This is a genomic window from Sinorhizobium chiapasense (assembly GCF_036488675.1).
Taxonomy (GTDB): domain Bacteria; phylum Pseudomonadota; class Alphaproteobacteria; order Rhizobiales; family Rhizobiaceae; genus Sinorhizobium; species Sinorhizobium chiapasense.
The window spans coordinates 174,295-198,515 of the sequence record NZ_CP133150.1 but is presented as its reverse complement, the minus strand read 5'-3'; the positions used below and the strand labels follow the sequence as shown (position 1 = coordinate 198,515).

Here is a 24,221-nt window from a genome sequence, read left to right as displayed (position 1 = left end):
GGGTTGACCACGCGGCGCTATCAATCAGGCGAGGTAGACTATGATGGCCATATCTCCCGACGCGGAGAAGCTATGGCTTGGAAGCGGTCACGACGAGCTCGCGCGGTGACAAGCGCATGGTCCGCTTCTCCAATAGACAAGAACAAGAATATGATCTCGTCGTCGGCGCGGCGGGTGTAAACTCGCCGCTGCGGGCCGCAGTGTTCGGTCCGAGCGCAGCTCGCCAGATCGACATCGAAACGGAAACATACATGTATGCCGACTGCCGCTCGGACAAGTTCAGCGACGGCTCCGTGAAAGTCATGAAGCTGTTCAGCGGCTTCCGAGGTCCGCTTGCAGGAAGTTCCTGCAAGACGATGGGTAGCTGATCGCTATGTCCTGATCGGTGATGCTGCCACGCCTGCTCGCCAAGCATGGCCCAGGGAGCGGGCATGGCGATCGAGGACGCGGCGGATCGCATACTATTCCCCTGAACCGCCTCTCCCCGTCGCCACCTGTGTCAGCCGACTCGACCTGCTCTGGGCTAAACTCATGAGCCTTCTCGTCTAGGTGTTGTCATTGAGGTGTTTAAGGCCGCTGCTAAAGATCGTGCCAGAACTCTGCGGTTTTCGAGGACACTCATCATCGTTATGTGGTTCCCTGGTACCCGTACGGCATGAATGGCCGTTTCACTCAAGACCCGGTCCCACCCCCGCATGGGCGAATTTGCCTCCGAAGCCAGTGAAATCCTGCCTGGTCGTGCACGACGATCTGGGCGTGGCTCAGCGGCATAAAACTGGTGTATCTCAATTGGCAGAGACGGGACTCGATACAACTGCAGCGCCCTTTGGAACTGGGAAATTCTTTCATACATCAAAACGTCGTTTCGGAGATCACCTGGAATGCAGGGGTGGTGGGTCGTCACCGTGAACTGGAACCAGCTATCGCAATCGAGCGTTTGTAACCACAGGCAGGGCAAACTCTTCAGCCGGCCACACCATGCTTTCCAACAACCTCCGACACTGCTCCTCATCGCGCAAGACCACAATCATATCTTCCGCGGTCCGAATGTGGGTAAGCGCTGCAAGCATCGTTTCCGACATTCTCATCTCCCTCGGATCATGCCCGAGAATCGCATCGCAGCCATCAGATAGCAAGGTTGTTGCTGTCGTTCGCTGATAAAGGCCCCGTACGATTTCGAGCAGTTCTTGTTCTGACCTCTACAGGGGCAGGGCAAACCGGTCATGCTGCAGCAACATACTCATGATAAGTACGACAATTGCAAGGCAGGCCTGCACGATCCAATCCATGCCGTCTCGTGATGACCACTTTGCGAGCCAGGAACTTTTCGACGCCTGCATTGCCGAACGCGCGCTTGCTGGCTGCTTTCAAGAGCGAAATTGCACTGCCACTGCCGAAGGCCTTACCACCGATCTTATGCAAAGCGAGCATGTAGAATTGCTGGCCTAGGCCGAAGGGGGAGGCTCGCCTACCCTCCAAAGTGAAGGCGGATGAGGATACTGGGAAACGCTGCCGGGTCACGGGCACGCCGACCTCTATTGTGTGGCGGCCGGAATAGTGCGCCTGCTCGTGCCGGCGAAAGTCGCCCGCCGGTCTGCTCAGACATCAGCTTCGCGTCGAATTGGATGCCAAGTTGCGCTCAGCGCGGGCTTTCTTCCCCCTCGATCTCCACTGTCGCGTGATAGGTGATCATCAGCATACTGGCGGCACAGAAGCGGGCGTCGGCCATGGTGAAGCGGCCGCGCACGCGTGCGCCGCTCTTGACCGGCGCCATGAAGCGAACTTTGTCGAAGCCGTAATTTATCCCCATCGTCAGCTCGCGGATCTTGGGCAGGCAATTGTAATTCATCGCCGAGAGCAGCGAGAGAGAGAGAGAGAGAGAGAGAGAGAGAGAGAGAGAGAGAGAGAGAGAGGGGAACCCATGCGCGATCGTGCCGCCGAACGGTGTCTCCGCGGCTGCGCGCACCGGGTCGGTGTGAATGAACTGGAAGTCTCCCGTCGCCGCGGCAAAGTTGTCATTGGTCTCTTGTGTCACGGTGATCCGGTCGGAGACGCCGATCTCCTTGCCGATCAGGTCCTTGACATCGGACAGCGCGATTTCTTGCGGCAGTAGTCATCCTGATGAGGGCCTCGCAGCCGAACTGTAGTTGTTGGGCCAGGCTCTGAAAGAGGCGCGGTACGACTGCAGCAAGTTACTCCGCGCAGTCAGCCGATTGACACGGTCACGATTGTGGGGACTGCGCCGGTTGGGCGCCGCGCTGTGGTTGATCACGACAGGAGTCGCATGGACCTGCCTCAGCCGACTTTAATGGTGCTGACATGGTGATCCCGGACCAGTGACCCTAGGGTCCACACTGGTCTGGATCACGCTGTCTTGCCGACATTCGTTTGATATGCTTGGGGCGGCGGACGCCCGCCATTCGTTCGTCGCGTGCCTGGCCATGCCTGAACAGCGGACTGGCAGATATTCTACATAGATTGGCAGGTCATCGAAATACGCCCAATTTAGAATGCGCTAAAAAGCGCGTGGCGGCTTTGATGCGCTTGCGGTCGTCGCAAGTCCAAGGGCCACAGGCTGTCCTAAACGTCGGAACAGGATCCTTTCATGCTGGACTTCGCAGCCTCCCGGAAACGAACAAGCCCAGCAGCTCCGTGAGATCGGTCGCCAGCTATTCCTGCGGGTTAATGCAGGTTCTGATCCGCCAGATCCTCGGCGATCATGAGGGCCTGTTAAACCAGTGGCGCCTGCACGGTGAACCGACCGCGCCTTGACGATGCGAGCAATAAACTTGGGCGTAAGGTCGACACCTCCGAACTCCATTCAACAGCAAAAAAGGTCTTTGCATGCGCTCTAACGTGCAGTGGAAATTGTGTTGGGAAAACGAGTTGCAACTCTCCGACCATGTCGAACTCACGGACTTCTTTCGAAGGACCTATGGACCGACAGGGGCCTTTAATGCGAAGCCGTTCGAAGGCAGTCAAAGCTGGGCAGGGGCAAGACCCGAGCTTCGTGCCATCGCCTACGATTCCAGCGGTGTAGCGGCTCACATGGGCTTGCTGCGCCGTTTCATCAAGGTTGACGGAGTCGACCTGCTCGTGGCTGAACTCGGCTTGTATGGAGTGCGTCCGGATCTCGAAGGGCTCGGAATCGCCCATTCGATCCATGTCATGCTTCCAACACTGCAGGAGTTTCAAGTTCCATTCGCTTTCGGTACCGTTCGCAACCAGCTGCGGAAACACATTGAGCGGTTCGGCCGACACGGCCTGGTGACTGTCATGTCTGGGATCAGCGTACGATCCACGCTGCCACACGCGCGTGTCGACCTGCCGCCGACGCGCGTCGAGGATCCACTTGTCATCGTCCTGCCTGTTAGTCGGCCGCTCTCCGACTGGCCCGCCGCCAAGATGATCGACCGGAACGGACCAGAGCTATGAGCCGCCTTGACTGCTTGTCCCAAGTGCCGACGCTCATTGGCGAGCTCACGCGATCTCGCCCGCAGTCCAAAGCCGGTGGCCGGCGGGACCGGCGGCGCGTGCCCCGGTCGGCGGATCTGCCGGGCGTCCGTTGGAGTTCTGGCAGTGACCTTTCTTGACCTAAATCTCCTCGTCGCGTTCGACGCCCTGATGACCGATCGCTCGGTGCGAAATCGGCGGAAAGTCCGAGCCGCGCTTCAAAGCATCTAGGAGACGATTTTGTCGGCTGCAAGGAACTCCTGTCAAGCAAGTCCTCAGCGGCAACAAGGCTCGGGGCGGACATCCGGCACTATCGCGCCGCAATTGGAATGCATGCACATCTCTCGTCAGGTCCTTGGCCGTTGAACCAGCAGGAACGACAAAAGCAGCAATATTGAACCTGGAGAAAGCATGATGGAAAATAGCGCCGGTGATGCCGTTTTTCGATATCGTGGCTCAACGTTCGATAGCATGATCGAAAGCCTCGGAGGGGTTTTCGGCACATTCGATGCCGAGCTCGTCGGCCGTGCTCAAGACTTCCACTGGGGCATCGATCTTTCGGCCTCTGAGAACGCAGTATTGATTACTGGTTACCATCAGACAGGGTTTCAGTTCCGCGCTCAATGGTGTTCCGATGCAACAGAGCACCTGTCGATCGTAGTGCCGCGCAGAGGTGGCATGGGGGTCGGGTACGGTTCGCGTATGGCCGAGGCCGAACCAGGGAAATTGCTTCTTTACAGGAATTTCGAGCCTGACAGCATCTCAATGCACGGGCAATCCAATCTGATAGACGAGCTGGTGCTTAATTGGTCGTTGATTCAACGAACAATTGGCGAAACTTTCGATGTGCCGTTTAATGGCTCGCTCGACCTGTTGCCCGAAGTGGATCTGTCAATGCCGGTCGGCAGGACAATCGGCAATGTCACGGAAGCGATAATCGAAGGCATCCGCGATAATGGCCCCCTCCTTCAGTCCCCCGTAGCGATGGCCCATATTACGCAGGCACTCGCCGACGTGGTAATAAGGATGGTGCCTCATCGGTTGTCGCATCTCTTGAATAAGAAGCCATGCATGATTGCTCCCGGACATGTGCGCCGCGGGATCGAGTTCATGTGCGCCAATATCAGCAGGCCAATTACAATGCCAATGGTGGCAGACGCAGCGGGTGTTTCCACCAGAGCACTCGAAGCGGGATTCCGTGCTTTCAAGGACACAACGCCTGCAGCCTATCTGCAGATGCTGCGACTACGCGCAGCGCGGGAGGACCTGCTCGATCCAGAGAACCGTATGCTCTTGAAAGAAATCTGCCTGAAATGGGGGTTCTTTCAGTTCGGTAGGTTCTCCGCAGTCTATAAGGCACACTATGGAGAAAATCCGTCTGAAACGAGGAGACGCGTCTGCGGATCACTTTCTCGTAGTTCCTCCGGGCAAGTGACGAAGGCACACGGCAAGTAGGATGGGTTTGCGCGGATGGGAGACGCGCCATGCCCGGAGATAGGCGTCTGCGCCGTCGGATGATCGAATTGTGCCGCCGACTTTCTCCTCGCCAGCATCCGTCACATTCGGGTGCTCATGTAGTCGACAATTTGTCCTCCGCTTCACGGATGAACCTCGCCGCAGGGGAGGTCACGCCTTCTCGTTGGCCACCCGCGGTGTCGTCGACCGGCAAGGCTCTCGACCGAACAGGTCGAGCAACCGGCATGGGATGAGGGAAAGGCCGCCCGTTCCGAAAAACGGTGCGACGTGAGGCTAGATCGCTCCCCCTTGCCCGAACACCGCATGTCAGCAATCCGACACCGCAATGTCCAGATTCATGTTCAATATGCAATTCGCGCATGAAAGTTTCCGTACCCGGTCTCTGTGCTGTGAAAACTCCCATTTATATTACTAATGAGGAATGCGGCATACATCCACGCTATGGGAGAGACATGCGTTTTAAAGGCCTTGATCTAAATCTCCTCGTCGCGCTCGACGCCCTGATGACCGAGCGTAACCTCACGGCGGCGGCACGCAGCATCCACCTCAGTCAACCGGCGATGAGCGCGGCGGTCGCCCGGTTGCGCACCTATTTCCGCGATGATCTGTTTACAATGAGTGGCCGCGAATTCATTCCTACGCCGCGTGCGGAAGGGCTCGCGGCCGCGGTGCGGGAGGCTCTGCTGCACGTTCAGCTCTCGATCATTTCCTGGAAGGCATTCAATCCGGCGCAATCAGATCGTCGCTTCAGGATCATCCTTTCCGATTACGTCACCCTCGTGTTTTTTGAAAGGGTCGTGGAGCGTGCGACACGTGAAGCTCCCGGCGTCAGCTTCGAATTTCGGCCCCCCACCGACGACAATGAGGACCTTCTCCGGCGCGGCGACGTCGATCTTATAATTCTGCCGGAAATCTTCATGTCGGACGCTCATCCTCGAACGAAATTGTTCGACGATGTCCACGTGTGTGTCGGCTGTCGCTCGAACAAGCAGCTATTACAGCCACTTACATTCGAGAGGTACATGTCGATGGGGCACGTTGTCGTCGGGTTCGGCGAAACCCTGAGGCTAGGCATCGAGGAACGCTATTTGCTCGAGCACAGTCGCAAGCGACGAATCGACGTCGTCGTACACAGCTACAGTATGATTCCGCCGATGCTGTTCGGCACCGAGCGTATAGGGACCATGCCTTTACGGCTGGCGCAGCATTTGGCAAAAACAATACCGCTGCAGATCGTTGAGCTTCCGCTGCCACAGCACCTGCCGTTCACCAAGGCCGTTCAATGGCCTGCGCTTCATAATAGTGATCCGGCAAGCCTCTGGATGCGTGAGATGCTCGTAGAGGAGGCGTCCCGGCTGGTGTCCCCGCTTGCCACGTCCGAACCCCTCATCAATCCGGACCAGCACGAGTATTGTCCGGCTCATCTTTGATCCGCGAACTTCATCGGAGTTGGGACTGTAAAAATGGGCGACATGGCACCGCTTGCTGGCAAAGCGCGTCAATGCTGCCGATACGCTTGTCCGTTCCCCACGCAGCTTTGGCTGCAGCCTCGATCCTGAAGGGGTATCTGCCGTACTCGCCAGCGAGGCTCGAAAGCTGCGGCGAGCTCGCGGCCGTGATCCGGCATCGTCTGACCGGCATGATTCGCAGGAGCGGGCGCGATATACATGGGCAAGCACCATGCGAGGGTGCTCAGGCTCCCGCGATCATGGACGCCATTTTTAGCGTGTCCTTTTCTCAGCAAACGCCGGCAGGCGCTTTAACACGATCGAGAAGCACCACCCTGTCGGGTTTGTCGACGACACGGTAAGGTTCGCCCAGTTGCTGATGCATCACACTTTACGCCGTGATCCCATTGGAAAGAATGTCAGTTGGCACAATTCTTGAGTCTTTGTCCGAAGTTGGAAGGAATGAGGAAGGTAACATCCGCAGATGACCAAATTCGCGGCTCTTCGAACGACGGGCTGCTATACGATTATGAGGGTTCTGAGGTGATTGTGTCGATTCTTGCCAGACGCTGGATGCCCCCGATGACGATCCTTATCTCTTGCTTGAAGACATCGATGGCGAAGAAGCTCTTGCCTGGGCCGGAGAGCAATCGGCGGGAACATTGGCCCGTTTCAGGGGACCGCAGTTCGCATTCGACCGCGACACGCTCGCAGCGATTTTCGACCGGCGCTGACAAGATCCCCCTGATCAGTCGCCGCGGACGGTACCTTTACAACTTTTGGCGAACTGCCGGAAATCCGAAAGGCTTGTGGCGTAGAACGACGCTCGCCGCCCATATGACGACAGAGCCGGGTTTGGGAGATCGTTCTCGACTTGGATGCGCTTGCGGCAAGCGAAGGAGAGGACTGTTCTGGGGCGGCGCCTCGGTCAAGCCGGACGGATGAATTCATCGGCCGCGACGGTCATGAGCTTTTGCCGATCGCCGTGCCGATAATCCTTCCAGCGGAAGCGCACCGCGCCATCCTCGATGTCGACGAGGCGATTGTTGGAGATGGCGACATGACAAGTCAAAAGAGAACTTGCAATCAGCTCCGCGATCAGAGAACCCCATGTTCTGCGATCCAAATTCACCGTGGCAGGAATGTGCGGTCGAGAACACCAGTAAGCGCATCCGCCGCTTTGTGCCGAGCGATACCGACCTATCCGCCGTCAGCCAGCAGCAGCTGGTCGCCCTTGCCCATCATCTCAATTCCCTGCCCAGGAAGTGCCTCGGCTATCGCACACCCGCCGAGGTATTCATGGCGCATTTGCGAGATTGCGGGTAATCCCCTACCCTCCACTCGTCATTGTTACACTTGGATTAGATCCTCCACGGGGTCAAGCGTTTACATAAACAGAACATTTTTTACTCAGGTTCAATGCCTCAGTATGAATAACCATTTGTTGTGGCGCAGCCTCAATGTGGAACTATATTTCTGAAAGCCTTGCCATCAGAGCTTGGTGAGAAGTCATGAGCAAGGACCTATAGTAACGGCGATCATCGATAAACGGATGTCGCTTAATGGACATGTTGTAGGAAGTCCTTGAGCCGCGGGTTCTCCGGATTATCCAGCAGCACCTTCGGGTCTCCATCAACGGAGATTTTGCCACCCTCCATAAAAATCAGTCGGGTGCCAACTTTTCGTGCGAATCCGATTTCATGGGTTACGACAACCATCGTCATGCCTTCCTCCGCCAGTGACTGCATCACGCGAAGGACTTCGTGGCGAAGTTCCGGATCAAGAGCTGACGTCGGTTCATCAAACAGCATGATCTTCGGCCTGACGGCCAGTGCACGCGCTATGGCCACGCGCTGTTGTTGTCCACCCGACAACTCTGCCGGATAATGATCTGCCCTCTCAAGAAGACCAACCTTTTTCAACAGGTCGCGGGCAAGTTCTTCAGCTTCGCGCCTCTGTAAACGTCTTACCCACCGGGGACCGCAGGCAACATTCTGCAGCGCCGTCAATTGTGGAAAAAGATTGAATTGCTGGAACACCATTCCGGCTTCCTGTCTGATCAACCGTACCTTGTTCTTGCCGTCATGGACGCTGATCCCATCAACGATGAGGTCGCCGCCATTGATTCTCTCCAAGGAGTTTATGCACCTCAGGAGGGTTGATTTTCCTGATCCTGAGGGGCCAATGAGAACCACGACTTCACCCTTGTGGATTTCGAGATCCACATTGGTCAGCACCTTTATGCTGCCGAACTCCTTGGTCACATTCTTAAACTGGACGATACTCATAGCACGCGCATCCTTTTTTCCGTGACCCGCAACAGAAATGACAGCACACCGGTCATGATGAGGTAGAGGACCGCCACGGCGCTCCAGATTTCGACCGCTCGGAAATTGGTCGCCATGATTTCCTGGCCCGCCCTCGTAAGCTCGGCCACACCGATCACGATAAAGAGTGACGTGTCTTTGATGCTGACGATGAACTGGTTCCCGAGCGGTGCTAGGACACGCCGTAAGGCCAACGGGCCGACAACATTCGTGAGAACCTTCCAACCCGGCATGCCCAGCGCTAACCCGGCCTCCGTCAGTCCCTTGTTGATCGAAAGCAGGGCGCTCCTGAAAATCTCGGCAATGTAAGCACCCGAATTGATGACTACGGCGATGACCGCAGCAAGGAAAGGATCAATCCGGATGTCGACCAGCAGCGGCAAGGCAAAATAGATGAACATCACCTGCACCAACATGGGCGTGCCACGGATCACCTCGACATATACGAATGCGATCGCGTTCAATATGACACCGCCATAGACGCGGCAGAGGCCCGCCAAGGCACCGACAGCTGATCCGCCGAAAAGGCCGATGAGTGCGATGACGATGGTAATCCGTGCACCCGCCAGAAGCTCTGGCAACGCTGTCGCTACGACAGACCAATCAAGTTCCATTTCTCCCCCTATGAAGTGTCATGCGGAGCCTGCTCCGCATGACATCTTCCTTCCTCCAGAAAATTGAGTGGCCTCTACAGCCGCTCGCCTTCAGTTGAACCACTTCTTGTAGATTGCGTCGTAGGTTCCGTTGGCCTTCAGCTTGGCGAGCGAAACATTCACCTTGTCGCGAAGTTCACTACCCTTGGGGAAGGTGATCCCATATTCCTCGGACTGCTTCGCATCGCCGATGGCTTTGACCTTGCCCTGGCCATTGGTCTTGATGAAGTAGAGAATGTTCGGCTTGTCATGGAGTGCGGCGTCGGCCCTGCCGGTCACGACTTCCAAGAACATGTTGTCACCATTCGGGAACTGCCGAAGCTCCGTCTTCGGAAGGTTTTTCTTGGCATAGGCCTCGCTGGTCGTTCCCGTCTTGACGGCAAGAACCTTTCCTTCCAGGCCGGCCGGGCTGGTGACCTTGCTATCGGCCGGCACCATGAACGTCAGATCGCTGGTGTAATAGCCGTCAGAAAAATCAATGACCTTTCCCCGTTCCTTGGTGATGGTGATGCCAGCAATCCCGACATCGACCTGCTTTGTCTGAAGCGCAGGCAGGATCCCGTTGAAGTCCATCGGCTGCAGCTTGTATGTAATCCCGATATCCTTTGCGATGGCATCCCAAAGCTCGATATCGAAGCCAGTATATTTGTCGCCGTCCTTGAATTCGAACGGTACGAAGTCGGCGACCGTGGCGACGGTTAAATCCTCGGCAAACGCCGGAACCGACAACGACATCAACGAAACGAACGCGCCGGTGCATAGCGCAGTAATGAAGCCCTTCATTTCAAATCCTCCCATTCAGGTCAGGTTGGGTTGTGACGTGAGCACGCCCTCCAGAGTGCCCGGTATAAGAGGAGCGCTGACAAAACAGCCCTCCTCGCCGCAAGTGCATTGCGGCTGAGTTCGATAATCAGGAATGTCGGGTGGATCTGACCAAACAGCCGTCAGGGACAGCCTAGTTCATCAGATATCAGGCGTCCTCAACGCCGCACCAGGCCGCTGTAAACAAGGCGATCGTCTTGGTTACGTGCTTGAGGGATGCCAGGCTGACACGCTCATCCACGGCATGGATGGCCTCGGCAACGGGTCCGTAGACAAGACTGGTCATGCCGCCATGTCGGGCGAAAACGGAAGCATCGAGATAGCAGGGCATCACGAACCTTTCGAGCGACCGGCCCTCGCCATTAGCCGTGCGGTGGGCCATCGCAAGGCAGCTTTCGGCCTGCGAACCTGGCTCCAGTACGAATCCAGCTTGCTTGACACCTACCCATTCGATCTCGGGACGCGGACATCCAGTGAGAAATGTATCTGTTTGAAACGCGTCCTCGACGAATTCCTCGAACTCCTTCGCGCGCACCGAGACATCTTCATGAGGATAAAAACCAATTCGGCCTTCGAAGCGGCATTCGCTGGGCACTGATGCAAGCCATTCGCCCCCCGAGATCGTGCCGATGGTCAATGCGATCGGATTGTCGACGGCATCGAACAGCTCGCCTGCTGCCGAATGCTGGCTTCTCCATCGGCTTTCCAGAACACGAAGCTGTTTTATTGTCCGATAAGCTACATCGATCGCGCTTCTACCCCGCGCAACCTCGAAGGGATGCGCTGGCACGCCCTGTACCGTGATCGCGAATTTCATCACGCCGGTATTGGCCGCAACCAGCTTTTCATCCGTGGGTTCAGAGATTAGAACTGCATCGGCCTTGTAGCCTGCGGCCAGCACCATTGCGGCACCGTTGCCGGTCACTTCCTCTTCTATCACGGACTGGATTTGCACCTGGCCTTTAAGCTTGAGGCCGGCTGCCTGCAGTGCGTCCAACGCAAACAGATTGGCACAGAGCCCAGCCTTCATATCACCGGCACCGCGACCATAGAGCCAGTCGCCTTCACGCTTGGCCGAATATGGCGGATACTTCCAACGCTGCTCGGGACCGGTTGGCACGACGTCGACATGGGCGTTCAGGGCCAGCGACCTGCCGCCTCTCCGCTCCGCCTCGCGCATGCCAATAACAATACCCGTATCCCTAAGCTGGGTATTCATCGGCGAGAACGCCGGATCCACACCAATGAGCCTTTCATCAATAGCGAACCGGTCAACCTTGTAGCCACGTTCGGACAATGCATCTGCAACGATCTTCTGCACGCCCGCCTCGTTTCCCCGAAGAGAGGGCGATTGGACAATTTCCGTAAGGAAGGCCACTTGGCGTTCGAAACCCTCTTCCACGGCCTGCAGTATTTTATGCACTCGAGCTGAGCCCAACGCCTGCGCGGGAGAGGAGCCGTCCATACCGGTAAGCGAAACCGCGTTTGCCTGCATTGTCACCAAGACCCCTCCATTCCGTTGAAGGCAAGAATAGCCTTGCGGTTTGCTGACCGTAAAGCGCACATATGCTAGCTAAAAGCTTCTTTTTTTAATCAGTTTGCTATATCATGATGCGCACATTGCTACATGAGGCTCGAAATGGATGATTTGGATAGGAAGCTTATCGCGCAGCTTCGGCTGGATGGGCGGATGCCAGTAGCGATCCTGGCGGCCAAGCTCGACGTGTCGAGAGGCACCATTCAAAAGAGGTTGGACAAGCTCATTAGCTCGAATGCCATCCGGGGGTTTACGGTCCGCACACGCGAGGAAATCGACGCGAATGTTTTGCGTGCGATGATGAACATCAAGACTTCGGGCACAAAGCCTGCAGCCATCATAAAGGCGCTGAATGGATTGCCGGAGGTCGTCGCTCTCTACACAACAAATGGTGTATGGGATTATGTAGCAGAACTCCGCGCTGAAACGCTGGCGGATTTTGACCGGGTATTACGCGAAGTCCGGAGCATCGATGGAGTAGCGACTACCGAGACGAGCATATTGCTTGGTTCCGTTTGACGCGTTTTGAAACGAATACCTGATTGCGATAACCAATAAGAAAGAAACCCGCCGAGCAAACCCCGCTCGTTGCCGGCGCCATGTCCGCGCTCGCCCGACTGGCCGGCTTCCCGGACGGCGTTCTCAACCTAGTCTATGCGTCGGAAGGCGATGGGGTCGGACGCGAACTCTGCAGTAATTCCAAGGTCCGCAAGATCAGCTTCACCGGCTCGACGGAGGTAGGACGGCTCTTATGCGGCAATGCTCCGACCAGATCAAGAAGGTGAGTTTCGAGCTCGGCGGCAATGCGCCCTTCATCGTCTTCGATGACGCGGATGTGGACGCGGCCGTGGAAGGCGCGATCCAGGCAAAGTTCCGCAATGCCGGCCAGACGTGCGTTTCGGCAAACCGGCTTTACGTCCATTCCACTGTGCACGATGAGTTTTTCAAGCGGGTCTGGCGAGTGGCCGAAGCCCTCGAATATGGCATGGTCGGTATCAACACCGGACGAATGTCATCCGAGGCAGCGCCGTTTGGCGGTGTGAAGCAATCGGGCATCGGACGTGAGGGATCACGCCACGGGCTCGAGGACTATCTTGAGATGAAATATCTCTGCATGGGTGGTCTTTAGTCTGCTGTACCCGTGTGGGGACCGCGGTGTCATGCGCCAAATGGCATGAGTGGAATCGGCGGTCATTCTGCGTGTGGTCAAGGACGTCGAAGGTGTATCGGCGCGATCGATACAAATGTTTCGTCAAACATTGGCGCTTTCGGTTCACTGACGTGATCTACGAGCCAGGAGTCGTCGATGGCTGCCGAGATGACGGAAGCTGCATGAACAAGACCTGTCGACACATCGTTGAAGGCGTGCCGCAATGCGCCTCCAACCTCCGGTTGGGCGAATAGGTCCTCGACCTTGTGTCTGCCGACCATAGCCTTCCGCTTGATTACTTTGCGCGACGAGCTTGTGGTATTTAGCCGGCCAGCTTCTCCTTGACGAGCTCGGCCGCTGCTTCGTAGCCGATCGTTGCGACGAGTTCCGTCGCAAAGGCAGTACTGCTCGTGAGGTGCGCTTCGCATCTTGCGGCATTGGCTTGGACACCTTCAACACACGTGCGGGCGAAGCTCAGCACCGCGTTGCGGAGAAGGCTCATGGCGTTGTGGATGCTGAATACGATGACGGGCTCCATGGCGTTGAGCTGCAGCTGTCCGGCCTCGGCGGCGATACCGACGGTCGTGTCCATGCCATAGACGTAGAAGCAGACTTGGTTCAGCGCTTCGGCGGCAACGGGATTGATCTTACCCGGCATCAACGATGAACCGGGCTGCAGGGCCGGCAGGATGATTTCGCCGATCCCGCCGCGCGGACCGCTCGACAGTAGCCGGAAGTCGTTCGCGATCTTGGACAGCTTGGCTGCGGTACGCTTCAGAAGCCCCATATGGAGCATGAAGGCTCCCATATCCCAGCTCGCCTCCAGCAGATCCTTGCAACCGACGACCGGAAGGCCGGTATTTTTGGCAAGATGCCCGAGCGCGCGGGCGGGATAGGAGGAGGAGGCCGCGACGCCGGTTCCGATGGCCGTCCCGCCAAGATTGACTTCCAGAAACAAGCGCTCGGTTTCGTTCAGGCGGTCGCAGTCTTCCAGAAGCGTTGTTGCGAATGCCGCAAATTCCTGACCAAGCGTCATCGGGACGGCGTCCTGCAACTGTGTCCGACCAAGCTTTCTGATACCGCCAAATTCTTCCGCCTTGTCATTCAGAGCCGATGCAAGAACGGCAAGCGCATCCCGCAGCGCGCGGCTCGCCGGGATCATCGACAGGCGAACGGCCGTGGCATAGGCATCATTCGTTGACTGAGACCTATTGACGTCGTCATTAGGGTGAACGAGCCGTCCCTGCCCTCGTGCGCTGCCCAGGATCTCGCTCGCGCGATTGGCGAGCACTTCATTCATGTTCATGTTTGTCGAGGTGCCGGCTCCGCCCTGAAACACATCGACGAGGAACTCCTCGTCGTATTTACCGGCAAGCACCTCGTGGCAGGCCTGGAGTATCGCGTCGCGCTTTGCTTCTGACAGCAAGCCTTCGTCGAAATTGGCCTGCGCGGCAGCCATCTTGACGTGGGCCAACGCTTGAATGACGAACGGCAAGCTTCTGATCGCAATCCCTGAGATCGGAAAATTCTCGATCGCTCTCGCTGTCTGTGCCCCGAAATATCGGTCCAATGGCACGCTTACGGCACCCAAGGGATCATATTCAATACGACTGTCGCTAGACATCCTATCCTCGACGGAGGTTGCACTCGCCGTCCACCGGGTCAGTTCAGAACCCGTGCGGTCTATCGCGAGCTGCAGGTTGATAGAAAAGACCAGTTCGCAATCGCTCACCCGCGATTGATGCAAACGACCTTCGGCTGGGTCATTTCCTCGTAGGCAAAGCGAACGCCCTCCCGGCCCATGCTGCCATATTTGGACCCGCCGAAGGGCATGGCGTCAAAGCGGTAGTCCGAGGAATCGTTGACCATCACCCCGCCAGCCTCGATTCTGCTTGCGGCTCCCAGCGCGACAGACAGGTTGTTGGTGAAGATACCGGCGTGCAGGCTGTATTCGGGTTCATTCGCCAGTTCGATCGCTTCATCGAGCGTCTCAAACGGAGCAAGCATGACTACAGGGGCAAACACTTCCTCGTGCCACAGGCGGCAGGTCGTCGGCGTGCCTTCGAGCACCGTCGGATGATAAAGCGACCCTTCGCGCTTGTGACCGCAGAGCAGCTTTGCCCCGGCCGCGATCGCGTCATTGACTGCCGCTTCGGTGCGTTCGGCTGCTTGTTTCGCGATCATTGGGCCCACATCAGTATCCTCGCGCAACGGATCTCCCGCCTTCAGCTTCTCCGTCGCTGTGATGAACGCATCGCGAAAGCGATCATAGATTTCGGCCTGCACGAGTACACGCTGGGCACCGATGCAGTTCTGCCCTGCAGCCCAGAAGGCCCCGGAAAGGCAAGCCTCGACAGCCTTGTCGAAGTCGCAATCGCCCATGACGATGACGGGCGCATTGCCGCCAAGTTCCATCGCCAGCTTCTTCAAGCCCGCCGTGCGGCTGATGGCTTCGCCAGTGGCAAAGCCGCCGGTGAACGACACCATACGTACCTCGCGCGCAGCGACCAAGGCCCTGCCCAGATCGGTTCCACCTACCGCCACTGTAATGACCTCGTCGGGCAAGCCCGCCTCGCGAAGCGCGTCAACAAGGTTGATCGCCGAAAGCGGCGTCAGCTCCGACGGCTTCAGCAGCACGGCATTACCGCCGGCGATTGCCGGACCGAGCTTGTGAGCGACGAGGTTCAGCGGGTCGTTGTAGGGTGTGATGGCGGTTATGATACCAAGCGGCTCACGGCTGAACCAACCCTGCCGCTGCTCCGATCCGGCATAGGCGTCGAAGGGTACGATTTCGCCGGCGTTGCGCTTGGCCTCTTCTGCCGACAGCTTCAGAGTGTTGACGCAGCGGAGAACCTCCTTGCGGGCCTGGACGATCGTTTTTCCGGCTTCGCGGACGATGGTTTCGGCAAACCGATCGCGGTTGCCTTCAATGATCTGGGCAGCCCCTTCGAGAATGCTGGCGCGCTGATGCCTTGCAAGCCCGCGCGACAGCTCGGCGCCGCGCCGGGCACGTGCGAGTAGAGTGTCGACTTCACTTGCGTCCGTCGCCTCGACCGTTCCCACAACGGATCCGTCGAAAGGACTTTGGACGGTAATCGACGCCAGGCTTGTCGTGACATGAAGTTTCGCAGCGGTCATGGCCGGCTCTCAATTCCTTGATACGCCTCCATGCGGAGGACGGGTTCATCCATCAAGGCTGGCTCAATGAGCCAGCCCATCCCAATTCGGTTCAAATGATATCTTTGCTGCCTGAACGGCGTCGCGGCCGGGTCGGCCGCGCTCACTCAGATCTGCTGGCCGTCGCGCACCAGTTCGTCCATTACCGAGCGGACTGCCTTCTCAGCGATAGAGACGATCTCGTCGACTTCTTCCTTGGTTATGACCAACGGCGGTGCAAAGCCGAGGATGTCTCCATGCGGCATGGCGCGGGCGATCAGGCCGCGGTCGCGGGCGGCCTTGGAGACGCGGGCGCCGACTTTCAGCGACGGATCGAACCGAGTCTTGTTTTCCCGATCGCCGACAAACTCGATGGCGCCCATCAGACCAACACCGCGCACTTCACCGACGATCGGCAGCTGCGCGAACTTTTCCTTCAGCTGCGCCTGGAAATAGGCGCCGACCTCGCGGGCATTGCCCGGCAGGTTTTCCTTTTCGACGATGTCGATAACAGCATTGGCAGCTGCCGCACCGATCGGGTGGCCGGAATAGGTGTAGCCGTGCGAGAAGGCGCCGACCTTGTCAGCCCCCTCTTCCATAACCTTGTAGACCTTCTCGCCGACGATCGAGGCCGAAAGCGGGAAATAGGCCGAGGTGAGACCCTTGGCGACGGTGATCAGATCGGGTTCGATGCCATAATGCTGCGAGCCGAACATCGAGCCGGTACGGCCGAAACCGGTGATGACTTCGTCGGCAATCAAAAGCACGTCGTGCTTCTTGAGCACTACCTGGATCGCCTCCCAGTAACCTTCCGGCGGCGGCGTGATGCCACCGGTCCCGAGCACCGGCTCGGCGATGAAGGCGCCGACATTATCCGGGCCAAGCGTTTCGATCATCTCGTCGAGCTCGGCAGCGCGACGGGCCGAGAATTCGCGTTCGGTTTCGCCGGGGTTGGCGCCCCAGTAGTGGTGCGGGACACCGGTATGGTCGATCTGCGGCAGCGGCAGATCCATATGGTCGTGGTAGAAGCTCATGCCGGTCATCGAGCCGGAGACGACGCTGCAGCCGTGATAGCCGCGTTCGCGCGAGATGATCTTCTTCTTGGTCGGCTTGCCGCGCAGGTTGTTGTAGTACCAGACGAGCTTCGCCTGGGTCTCGTTGGCGTCCGAACCGGACATGCCGTAGAACACCTTGCTCATCTTGCCTGGAGCCATCTTCACCAGACGATCCGACAGGATCGCAAGCTCATCGGTCGTGTGGGCCGCGTACGAGTGATAGTAGGCGAGACGATAGGCTTGGCGGGAGATCGCCTCGGCGACCTCGGTGCGGCCATAACCGACATTGACGCAGTAGAGTCCGGCAAAGCCGTCGATCAGTTGGTTGCCATGCGCATCCTGGATGCGGATTCCCTTCCCGGTCTCGACGATTGTCGGCTCGCCGAGCTTGCCGGTTGCAAAGTCCTTGAGCTGCGTGAAAGGATGTAGGACCGTGTTACGATCCTTCGCGGCGATGTCTTTGATGTTGATGCTCACGGTAGTGATCCTCTTGGCGGAAACTTCTCAAGCAAACGGGACTTCGACACATCGTGTGCCGGCCTGCTTGCTTTGGCGTGATCGGAGAGTAGAGCCAAGCGGGAGTCACTTGACGGCGATTGTTGCCGGCCCTATGCAAGAATTTTGCATCCTGAACAAGCCTGACGCAAGATTCTACATGAGCCAGGAACTCGATCGAATAGACGCCGCTCTTCTCAACGCTGTCCAGCGAAATAACCGGCTCACATCCGATGAGCTTGCGGAGCTGGTCAACCTGTCACCGACGGCTTGCCACCGGAGGCTGAAGCGGCTGAGGGCGGAAGGTGTCATCGAAGCGGATGTCTCGATCGTCTCCCCAAAGGCTGTGGGCCGCCAAGTCACGGTGATCGTTCTGGTCTCACTGGAGCGCGAACGCGCCGATATCATTGACCGCTTCAAGACAGCGATCCGCAACACACGAGAGGTAATGATCGGCTACTACGTGACTGGTGACGCGGATTTCATTCTTGTCGTCACTGCGAAGGACATGGAAGGCTACGAAGAATTCACCCGACGCTTTTTCTACGAAAACCACGACATCAAGGGGTTCAAGACGATGGTCGTGATGGATCGCGTCAAAGCGAGCTTTGTCCTTCCGATCGACGTCTAGTCAGGCTCCGGACAGCGCCAGGCCAATTGAGTTGCCGAGACCACAGCCTGAGTGCAACTGAATATCGGAGCAAACCGCACCGCCGCTGCGAGGGCCTCGGCTCCACCCACTGAGCAGTCATCCGCTCCGCGCTCCGGCAGTCGGATCAAAAGGCGGGATCTGCGTCGCGACATCAAAGAACAGTCTGCGTCGGCATTGAGGCATTCCTATCTCGCGACCCGCCAGGCGGACGCAGCTCCAAGCATGGCCCGCAATATTCTGCCACCAATAGTTCTGCAGAACCCGGTTACCGTCCCCTGGCGGCATCAACGAGCCCGATCAAATACCAAATCGATCGCGAATGGGTTAAGTCCCCACCTAGCCGTAGCGCCTCAGACGGAACCTAGCAGTATCGTTGTTTCCGTCATTGCAATACCGTCGATGCTGCGCACCTCTCCGAGCGCGCAGTCAAGATTTGCGAGGCTCTCTGCCCGCAGCTCCGCAACGCAATCCCGCACGCCAAGGTCTTAGAGGGCAACGACCTCGGGAAGGCCGTTCAACGCTTTGATGATCGCGGCCGGTTTCTTGCCTGAGGTTTTCACATTCATTGTGGCGCGCAGGACGGTTTCGTCAATTTCTTCGCAGGTTCGAACCGTAAATCCGCGGATCGCGCCATTTGCAATCAGCCGATCGAGGCGCTTTTGCACCGTTCCCCGCGACGTGTTCAGCTCCTCCACAATCGCGGCCACTGGCATTCTCCCGTCAAGGCGAAGCAATGCTATTATTTGCCGATCAAATCATCCATAGCACCACCAAGTATCACATTGCGCATTTCCCTCCAGCAATACGCTCCAAAAATCTAGCATTTTGCTATCGTTTCATAGTTTCACGTTCAGTAGAGCGTGGCGCTACCGTTCAAAACAAGATTTCAGGGAGGATGAGCCTGAGTGAAAGAAGGTCGCTTGAGCAATCTGAGGCGTACAGGCTCACCGGTGACGATATCGATCGCATCGTCAAAGCCGTGGAAAAGCGCTTTGACGAAGAAGTCGCCTTCCCAAGCGATCTGGTTGGCGCGGCTTCGCTCCGCGGCAATGAAACCGGCGTGCGGGAGCTGGTTGCCCAAGCATTGGAAAAGCGCGGCTTTGACATCCACCGCTTTGCAATCGACACGAGCCTGATCGGCAAGGATGCTGCCTTTTCTCCAAGCACGTTCGATCTGAAGGACTCGCACGTAGTGGTCAAAGAGCGCGGCTGTCAAAGCTGGGCGCTCGCTGGCACTGAACGCGCATATCGACGTGGTGCCTGTTGGTTCTTCCGCCCGCTGGAAGTCCGAGCCTTTCAGGGCAACGCGCGACGGGGACTGGCTTTACGGACGCGGCGCCGGCGACATGAAGTGGCCTTGGCGGCAAATCTCTTTGCGCTCGATGCTCTTTCGGATGCCAGCTTCGATCTCACAGCCGACGTTCAATTCCAATCGGTGAACGAGGAAGAGACCACTGGCAATGGCGCAGCGATAGTGCTTGCGAGAGGCTTTACCGCTGACGCCGTGCTGATCCCCGAACCGACCGGAGAGAAACTTGTGAGCGCCAATACCGGCGTCATGAAATTCGCAGTCACGGTGAAAGGCGTTCCGGCCCACCCGTTCGAAGCGGCGAGCGGTAGAAGCGCGATCGACATTTGCCATCCGCACCATCGAGCATCTGAAAAACCTTGAGCAGGAGTGGAACGCTGAGCGACCGGCTGCCCTCGCGGATTTCCGTGACGTCGACAACCCAATGGCCTTGATCACCGGCACGATCTCCGGAGGCGAGTGGCTGGCTGTGATAGACGAGGCGCCGGTCGTTCCGCTTGGCGGATGGGGCCCGAACGATCACCAGAAGTGATGGCTTTGCGCGCTCATCTAAGTAAGCCGAGCCATAGCGCGAACTCGACAATAAGGCGCCCAACAGGAGGCGATCGACCCTGAATGGCACAACGACCTCCATGAGCGACTGCCGACGGTAACCTCAGACACGAGTTGGCCATCCGCTGCCTCACAATGACGCGTGGGCCAAAAGCGCCGGGGCTTGACGGACCCATGGTGCATTTCGTTCGAAGCACGAGACGATCTGCAGGAGCTCACGGTCGGCGCGCGCTCGTCCAAGCAGTTGAATACCCATTGCTCGACCGCTCCCATCGAAGCCTGCCGGAACCGCGGCAACGGGATGGCTGGACAGGCTGCCCGGAACGACTATTTCCATCCATCGATGATATGTGTCCATCGGACGGTCGTTGATTGAACTGGGCCAGGTGAGTTCGGCAGGAAACGCGAAGATTTGTGCTGTCGGGAGGGCGAGGACGTCGAACTGCGAGAACAGCTTTTGGAGGTACCGCACCCAATCGCTTCTGGTCACGCTTGCCCTATGTACGTCACCGGCGGTCAGTCGCAGGCCCTGCTCGAGTTCCCAGCGTGCTTCGGGTTTCAAAAGCTCGATTGATCCGTCACTGACAAGCACTGGCTGCAGCCGTTGTGAAACGGCCCATTGGCGGAGGACAAGCCAAGCGTCCCACAGACGGTTTGCTTCGAACTCGGGCGTCAGGTCCTCGACCGTTGCGCCCTGATCGGCGAGAGCGCCAAGTCCCGCCCGCGTCAGTTCCAGTACGCCATGCTCCGTAGGATAGTAACCTCCCCAGGACCCAATCCATCCGATCCGCAAGTCCTTGACGTCACGATCCAGGCCTCCGGCAAAGCTCGTCGGTTCGGTCGCCAAGGACAGAGGAGCCTCCGGCGCGTAGCCTGCAATGACGTCCAGGAAGCGCGCCAGATCACGCGCAGTCTTTGCCATGGGTCCGTTGGTCGACAACTGATGCAGGAAGACATCCGGACTTGGGGCGCTCGGCACCCTTCCGAACGAAGGGCGGAAGCCAAAAACATTGTTCCAGCCAGCCGGGTTGCGCAGGCTCCCCATCATGTCGCTACCATCGGCGATCGGAACCATGTCCAGGGCGAGCGCGACCGCCGCCCCGCCAGAAGAGCCTCCAGCACTGAGATTCGGATCGTAGGCGTTGCGAGTAATGCCAAAAATCGGATTATAGGTGTGAGAGCCCAGACCAAACTCAGGCGTGTTGGTCTTACCTATGATAATCGCGCCAGCCTCGCGGATCCTCTCTACCATGAGGCCATCTTCGGCCGGCATGTTAGTTGCATGCAGGGGCGATCCATACGTCGTGCGGATGCCGGCGGTAGCGGACAGGTCCTTGATCGCAATCGGGAACCCATGCATCCAGCCGCGTCGATCGCCGCGCGACAGCTCCATATCAGCGTTTCGCGCTTGCGCCAGCAGTTCGTCTTCGGGCTGCAGCGACACAATCGCATTGACCGCAGGATTGAGCCGCGCGATTCGATCGAGATAGGCTCGCATGACCTCTTCGCATGTGATCTGCCTGCACGAGATCTGCTCCGAAAGATCTGTCGCATCTGCGTGGGACGACATAGGTGTCATGTGGGTCTTTCAAAAATCCAGATTGAAGGTCAGGTTGACTATCCATACTCACTGGGAAATGAAGCTGTCCGGAAACCGGTCGATCTCGAGGCAGCCATATCTCACTTCTTGGGCGTAGCGTACTCGATGCCTCAGCAAGGTTGCGGGCCGTGGGCGTGATGCGCCCCTTGAATTGCGGCTCATCGATATTTCTCCAAGTTCCCCTTTCCGACGGCAATCTTTTGTTGCTTGACCGGACAGCTGAAAAATACCGTTGGAGAGCCCGCGATTTCGGGCGACTTCCGACGCGCTGGCGCAGCAATCCACCAATTTGACAAGATTTTTGCTCCTGCGAAGATGTGGGCGTAGTTGCTGCGATCCCGTGATCTCCACACGAGTTCACGCAGTTGATCGGCTGATCGCGAATAGAAGAAGAAGTTTGCTAAATCAAGCCTACGGGAAGGGAATCGGCGCCATATATAAGAGTAGCCAATTCCACATCCGGTCATAGTTGCCTCGCATCGCTCACGATCCACCCGGCCCTTCTCACATTGGTTGACCGTCGAGAAGAGTCTGGCACCCGCCCCGTGATGAACCGTTCGTTTGGAGCAGGTAGCCAAACGCTTCTCGTGGACCGCCACGACCAGTGCGCAGCAGTTGTCACCAACCGGCAAATTTTTGGCACTCGCCAAAGTCCATCTTGCTTGAGACGACGTCTTCAATCGCCCGCTCGATGATTTCAACCCCGCGCATTGCTTCCTCATGAGAGATGTTGAGCGGCGGTGTGATCTCGATGACGTTCGAGTTGACGCCGACATAGTAAACGACCAGCCCGAGCTGGAAGGCACGATAGACGACGCGGGCTGTCAGTTCGCGAGCGGTCACTCCAGGCAAGGCTTCATCCCGCAACCCGATTCCGAGCGCCAAGCCGATCCCGCGCACTTCCGCGATTGCCGGTTGCCGTACAGCAAGCTCATTGAGCAATTCCTTAAGGCAGTAGCCAACCTTTGAGGAGTTGCTGAGCAATCTCTCGCGTTCGATAGTGCGCAGGACCGCCGCGCATACCGGATTACCATGCAGTGTCTGAAACGAGAAGGCGGCACGATCGTTCATCAGCCATTCCGGGCCAATCACTGCGGATATGGGCAGCCCGCCGCCAAGGCCCTTGCCGAGGACCAGCACGTCCGGCTCGATACCGAAATTCTGGAAGGCATGCAGGACACCGGTACGGCCGATGCCGACCTTCACTTCGTCCGCGACCAGCAGGATGCCGTTAGTGTGTGCTTGGTGGATTCGGCGGGCAAGATCATCCGCGAGACGAAGGTGGCGAGCGATCCGGATGCGCTCATCGAATACTTTGTTTCGCTGGGGCTTGCTTTGAAGCGGATCGGCCTTGAGGCAGGGCCATTGTCTCAATGGCTGTATGAAGGCCTGACGAACGCTGGCGTTGATGTTGTCCTGCTGGAAACCCGTCACGTGAAGGCCGCCCTGTCGGCGATGATCATCAAGACGGACAGGAAAGATGCACGTGGCATCGCGCAACTGTTACGAATGGGATGGTATCGTGCCGTTCATTCGAAGTCTCCCGGCTGCCAAGATGTCCGAGCGCTTCTGACGGGTCGTAAATTACTGCAAGCCAAATTGCGTGACGTCGAGTTGAGCATTCGGGGCATTTTGCGTGGCTATGGTTTGAAGGTTGGCGAGGTGAGCCGCGGCCGATTTGAAGTACGAATATTGGAGCTCGTCGAGGGACATCCGGTGTTGAAGACCGTGATAGGCGCTATGTTGCCGGCCCGTCATGCGCTTTGGACCGAGTTTACCAAAATGCATCGCGAGATGCTGAAGATCGTTCGCCAGGATCGGGTCTGCCAAAGACTGATGACCACGCCAGGCGTTGGTGCGCTCGTTGCGATCACCTATCGCTCGGCGGTCGATGACCCAGGTCGGTTTGCAAAATCGCAGACCGTCGGCGCGTACTTCGGATTGACGCCGAAGAAGTACCAATCAGGCGAACGGATCTGGACGATGGCATCAGCCGGGTCGGCGACACGATGGTACGCACGCCCTTTACGATGCAGCCCACATCATGCTGACCCGCGCCACCAGGTTCTCGGCGCTAAAGCGATGGGCAGTCGACGTGGCAAAGCCGCGTGGCATGATGACTTCAACGTCGACGAAGATCGTGATCGGATGGCCAAGCGCAGCCGGATCGACGATCGCGACATTTGCCTGAACTACCCCGGCTTCCGTCATCCTCTTGATCCGGCGCTGCACCGCGGGAGCCGACAAGTTGACTGCCTCGCCGATCTTCCTTTGCGGCGTGAGATTGTCCCTTTGCAGGATCGCGAGGATCTGGCGGTCGAAATCATCTCATGGTCGAGATCGAAATCGGCGTCCTGCGCGGCCAATGCCTCGACCGCCGCATCGAAAGCCGCGGCCGCCTCGTTGGCCGAGGTCGAAGCCTGGGAACGCCGACGCAACGCCAGCGGGGCTCGCATCAAATGGATGTTCTCTACCGAGCAAGCTCGCGTCAAACTCGCCAAAGCCTATCCAAACCCAACCGCAAAAGAGTCGTAAC

The 24,221-nt window shown here is 57.8% G+C and carries 19 protein-coding genes and 8 pseudogenes; 13 read left to right on the top strand and 14 right to left on the bottom strand.

The genetic code is table 11. The features are described from left to right. Positions 1-77: 77 nt before the first annotated feature. Positions 78-368 carry a hypothetical protein gene (locus RB548_RS22410; protein WP_331375252.1) on the top strand — a complete coding sequence of 97 codons (291 nt, stop codon included), beginning with the start codon at positions 78-80 and terminating at the stop codon, positions 366-368. 547 nt (positions 369-915) lie between these two features. On the opposite strand, the pseudogene RB548_RS22405 reads toward RB548_RS22410, so the two are convergent. Next, positions 916-1,082: pseudogene (locus RB548_RS22405) on the bottom strand (transposase); the annotation flags it as partial. 516 nt (positions 1,083-1,598) lie between these two features. Next, positions 1,599-2,110: pseudogene (locus tag RB548_RS22400) on the bottom strand (MaoC family dehydratase). Positions 2,111-2,844: 734 nt separating this feature from the next. Between RB548_RS22400 and RB548_RS22395 the strand changes: the two are divergent. The 4 genes from RB548_RS22395 to RB548_RS32215 all read left to right on the top strand — a co-directional run bounded on the left by RB548_RS22395 (position 2,845) and on the right by RB548_RS32215 (position 7,111). After that, positions 2,845-3,435: a NodA family N-acyltransferase gene (locus RB548_RS22395; RefSeq protein WP_331375251.1), complete on the top strand. Its 591-nt coding sequence runs from the start codon at positions 2,845-2,847 to the stop codon at positions 3,433-3,435. A gap of 429 nt (positions 3,436-3,864) precedes the next feature. Further along, a complete protein-coding gene (locus RB548_RS22390) occupies positions 3,865-4,908 on the top strand; it encodes a helix-turn-helix transcriptional regulator (RefSeq protein ID WP_331375250.1) in 1,044 nt (347 codons plus the stop codon). A gap of 473 nt (positions 4,909-5,381) precedes the next feature. Then, positions 5,382-6,359 (top strand): LysR family transcriptional regulator, encoded by a 978-nt coding sequence (locus tag RB548_RS22385; RefSeq protein ID WP_331375432.1) that lies wholly within the window; start codon positions 5,382-5,384, stop codon positions 6,357-6,359. 617 nt (positions 6,360-6,976) lie between these two features. Further along, a complete protein-coding gene (locus RB548_RS32215) occupies positions 6,977-7,111 on the top strand; it encodes a hypothetical protein (RefSeq protein ID WP_408642434.1) in 135 nt (44 codons plus the stop codon). A gap of 203 nt (positions 7,112-7,314) precedes the next feature. On the opposite strand, the pseudogene RB548_RS22375 reads toward RB548_RS32215, so the two are convergent. Beyond that, positions 7,315-7,446, bottom strand: a pseudogene (locus RB548_RS22375) (transposase); the annotation flags it as partial. 44 nt (positions 7,447-7,490) lie between these two features. Here RB548_RS22375 and RB548_RS22370 point away from each other — a divergent pair. Further along, positions 7,491-7,703 (top strand): annotated as a pseudogene (locus tag RB548_RS22370) (transposase); the annotation flags it as partial. A gap of 233 nt (positions 7,704-7,936) precedes the next feature. Here RB548_RS22370 and glnQ read toward each other — a convergent pair. The 4 genes from glnQ to RB548_RS22350 all read right to left on the bottom strand — a co-directional run bounded on the left by glnQ (position 7,937) and on the right by RB548_RS22350 (position 11,674). Beyond that, a complete protein-coding gene (gene glnQ, locus RB548_RS22365) occupies positions 7,937-8,665 on the bottom strand; it encodes a glutamine ABC transporter ATP-binding protein GlnQ (RefSeq protein ID WP_331375249.1) in 729 nt (242 codons plus the stop codon). Continuing rightward, positions 8,662-9,318, bottom strand: coding sequence for a glutamine ABC transporter permease GlnP (gene glnP / locus RB548_RS22360; RefSeq protein WP_331375248.1), 657 nt, complete (start codon positions 9,316-9,318; stop codon positions 8,662-8,664). Before glnP ends, glnQ begins: the two co-directional genes overlap by 4 nt. 90 nt (positions 9,319-9,408) lie before the next feature. Next, complete coding sequence (glnH, locus tag RB548_RS22355) at positions 9,409-10,140, bottom strand: glutamine ABC transporter substrate-binding protein GlnH (RefSeq protein WP_331375247.1); 732 nt, start codon at positions 10,138-10,140, stop codon at positions 9,409-9,411. A 187-nt stretch (positions 10,141-10,327) separates the two neighbouring features. Beyond that, a complete protein-coding gene (locus RB548_RS22350; protein ID WP_331375431.1) occupies positions 10,328-11,674 on the bottom strand; it encodes an ArgE/DapE family deacylase in 1,347 nt (448 codons plus the stop codon). 144 nt (positions 11,675-11,818) lie between these two features. Here RB548_RS22350 and RB548_RS22345 point away from each other — a divergent pair, with 144 nt between their 5' ends. The 3 genes and pseudogenes from RB548_RS22345 to RB548_RS32205 all read left to right on the top strand — a co-directional run bounded on the left by RB548_RS22345 (position 11,819) and on the right by RB548_RS32205 (position 12,845). Further along, positions 11,819-12,235, top strand: a complete 417-nt coding sequence (locus RB548_RS22345) for an Lrp/AsnC family transcriptional regulator (protein WP_331375246.1) — start codon at positions 11,819-11,821, stop codon at positions 12,233-12,235. 80 nt (positions 12,236-12,315) lie between these two features. Then, positions 12,316-12,611, top strand: a pseudogene (locus RB548_RS32210) (aldehyde dehydrogenase family protein); the annotation flags it as partial. A 90-nt stretch (positions 12,612-12,701) separates the two neighbouring features. Further along, positions 12,702-12,845, top strand: coding sequence for an aldehyde dehydrogenase family protein (locus RB548_RS32205; protein WP_408642438.1), 144 nt, complete (start codon positions 12,702-12,704; stop codon positions 12,843-12,845). Between the two features lie 343 nt (positions 12,846-13,188). Here the strand turns inward: RB548_RS32205 and RB548_RS22335 are convergent, their stop codons facing one another. The 3 genes from RB548_RS22335 to RB548_RS22325 all read right to left on the bottom strand — a co-directional run bounded on the left by RB548_RS22335 (position 13,189) and on the right by RB548_RS22325 (position 17,554). Beyond that, entirely contained in the window at positions 13,189-14,490 is a 1,302-nt protein-coding gene (locus RB548_RS22335; RefSeq protein ID WP_331375245.1) for an aspartate ammonia-lyase, read from the bottom strand. A gap of 104 nt (positions 14,491-14,594) precedes the next feature. Next, entirely contained in the window at positions 14,595-16,004 is a 1,410-nt protein-coding gene (locus tag RB548_RS22330) for an aldehyde dehydrogenase family protein (RefSeq protein ID WP_331375244.1), read from the bottom strand. Positions 16,005-16,150: 146 nt separating this feature from the next. Beyond that, positions 16,151-17,554, bottom strand: coding sequence for an aspartate aminotransferase family protein (locus RB548_RS22325; RefSeq protein WP_331375243.1), 1,404 nt, complete (start codon positions 17,552-17,554; stop codon positions 16,151-16,153). A 178-nt stretch (positions 17,555-17,732) separates the two neighbouring features. Here RB548_RS22325 and RB548_RS22320 point away from each other — a divergent pair, with 178 nt between their 5' ends. Continuing rightward, the gene (locus RB548_RS22320; protein WP_037381455.1) at positions 17,733-18,203 is read left to right on the top strand and encodes an Lrp/AsnC family transcriptional regulator; all 471 of its coding nucleotides are present in this window, start codon (positions 17,733-17,735) and stop codon (positions 18,201-18,203) included. Positions 18,204-18,709: 506 nt separating this feature from the next. Here the strand turns inward: RB548_RS22320 and RB548_RS22315 are convergent. Beyond that, positions 18,710-18,931: a hypothetical protein gene (locus RB548_RS22315; RefSeq protein ID WP_331375242.1), complete on the bottom strand. Its 222-nt coding sequence runs from the start codon at positions 18,929-18,931 to the stop codon at positions 18,710-18,712. Positions 18,932-18,957: 26 nt separating this feature from the next. On the opposite strand from RB548_RS22315, the gene RB548_RS32345 reads away from it, so the two are divergent. Next, positions 18,958-19,896, top strand: coding sequence for a hypothetical protein (locus RB548_RS32345; RefSeq protein WP_331375241.1), 939 nt, complete (start codon positions 18,958-18,960; stop codon positions 19,894-19,896). A 319-nt stretch (positions 19,897-20,215) separates the two neighbouring features. Here the strand turns inward: RB548_RS32345 and RB548_RS22305 are convergent, their stop codons facing one another. Together RB548_RS22305 and RB548_RS22300 are read right to left on the bottom strand one after the other, a co-directional pair. Further along, on the bottom strand, positions 20,216-21,664 hold the full coding sequence (locus RB548_RS22305) for an amidase (protein ID WP_331375240.1): 1,449 nt from the start codon (positions 21,662-21,664) through the stop codon (positions 20,216-20,218). 639 nt (positions 21,665-22,303) lie between these two features. After that, entirely contained in the window at positions 22,304-22,891 is a 588-nt protein-coding gene (locus RB548_RS22300; RefSeq protein WP_331375239.1) for an aminotransferase class III-fold pyridoxal phosphate-dependent enzyme, read from the bottom strand. 30 nt (positions 22,892-22,921) lie between these two features. On the opposite strand from RB548_RS22300, the pseudogene RB548_RS22295 reads away from it, so the two are divergent. Continuing rightward, positions 22,922-23,801 (top strand): annotated as a pseudogene (locus RB548_RS22295) (IS110 family RNA-guided transposase); the annotation flags it as partial. Here the strand turns inward: RB548_RS22295 and RB548_RS22290 are convergent. Next, positions 23,801-23,995: pseudogene (locus RB548_RS22290) on the bottom strand (Lrp/AsnC family transcriptional regulator); the annotation flags it as partial. The pseudogenes RB548_RS22295 and RB548_RS22290 overlap by 1 nt on opposite strands. A 20-nt stretch (positions 23,996-24,015) precedes the next feature. Here RB548_RS22290 and RB548_RS22285 point away from each other — a divergent pair. Further along, positions 24,016-24,220: pseudogene (locus RB548_RS22285) on the top strand (IS630 family transposase); the annotation flags it as partial. Between the last annotated feature and the right edge of the window lies 1 nt (position 24,221).